Annotated in this window: 1 pseudogene; it reads right to left on the bottom strand. The window is 53.1% G+C overall.

The features are described 5' to 3' along the window. Nucleotides 1-1,478, bottom strand: a pseudogene (locus RDN66_RS06095) (DNA-directed RNA polymerase subunit beta'); the annotation flags it as partial. Nucleotides 1,479-1,509 lie beyond the last annotated feature (31 nt).

Raw genomic sequence — 1,509 nt, 5'->3', positions numbered from 1 at the left:
GGGGACAGGATGTTGTTGGTAGACATCATCAGCGCACGCGCTTCCAGCTGGGCTTCCAGCGTCAGCGGTACGTGAACAGCCATCTGGTCACCATCGAAGTCGGCGTTATATGCCGCACAAACCAGCGGGTGCAGCTGAATAGCTTTACCTTCGATCAGTACTGGCTCAAACGCCTGGATGCCCAGACGGTGCAGTGTTGGTGCACGGTTCAGCATGACCGGGTGTTCGCGGATAACTTCGTCCAGGATATCCCAAACGACAGCTTCTTCGCGCTCAACCATTTTCTTAGCGGCTTTGATGGTGGTGGCCAGGCCACGCAGTTCCAGTTTGCCGTAGATGAATGGTTTGAACAGCTCCAGTGCCATTTTCTTAGGCAGACCGCACTGATGCAGACGCAGGTATGGACCTACGGTGATTACAGAACGACCGGAGTAGTCAACACGCTTACCGAGCAGGTTCTGACGGAAACGACCCTGTTTACCTTTGATCATGTCGGCCAAAGATTTCAGAGGACGTTTGTTAGAACCGGTGATCGCACGACCGCGACGACCGTTATCCAGCAGGGCATCTACCGCTTCCTGCAGCATACGTTTTTCGTTGCGTACGATGATGTCCGGCGCAGCCAGATCCAGCAGACGTTTCAGACGGTTGTTACGGTTAATGACGCGACGATACAGATCGTTCAGGTCAGAAGTCGCGAAACGACCACCATCCAGCGGAACCAGCGGACGCAGATCTGGCGGCAGAACCGGCAGAACGGTCAGGATCATCCACTCTGGCTTGTTACCAGACTGTACGAACGCTTCCAGCAGCTTGATACGCTTGGTCAGCTTTTTACGCTTGGTTTCGGAGTTGGTTTCGTTCAGCTCTTCACGCAGAGTTTCACACTCTTGCTCCAGATCCATGCTCTTCAGCAGGGCCTGGATAGCTTCCGCACCCATCTTCGCGTCGAATTCGTCACCGAACTCTTCCAGCGCGTCCAGATACTGCTCTTCAGTCAGGATCTGTTGACGTTCCAGGTTGGTCATACCGCCTTCGATAACAACATAAGATTCGAAGTACAGTACGCGTTCGATATCACGCAGTGGCATATCGAGCAGCAGACCGATACGGGACGGCAGCGATTTCAGGAACCAGATGTGGGCAGTTGGACATGCCAGCTCGATGTGGCCCATGCGCTCACGACGCACTTTGGTCTGGGTCACTTCAACGCCGCACTTCTCACAGATCACACCGCGGTGTTTCAGGCGCTTGTACTTACCGCACAGGCACTCGTAGTCTTTTACTGGCCCAAAGATACGGGCGCAGAAAAGGCCGTCACGCTCAGGTTTGAACGTACGGTAGTTAATGGTTTCCGGCTTTTTAACTTCACCGAAAGACCATGAACGGATCATGTCTGGCGAAGCCAGAGCAATTTTGATCGCATCAAACTCTTCGGTTTTAGTCTGCGCTTTCAGAAACTTTAATAAATCTTTCACGGATTTGCTCCCGTCGGAGTTAGCACAATCC

Source organism: uncultured Kluyvera sp. (assembly GCF_902485085.1).
GTDB lineage: Bacteria > Pseudomonadota > Gammaproteobacteria > Enterobacterales > Enterobacteriaceae > Kluyvera > Kluyvera ascorbata.
The sequence above is the reverse complement of the archived record's forward strand: the minus strand, read 5'-3'. Positions and strand labels throughout refer to the sequence as shown.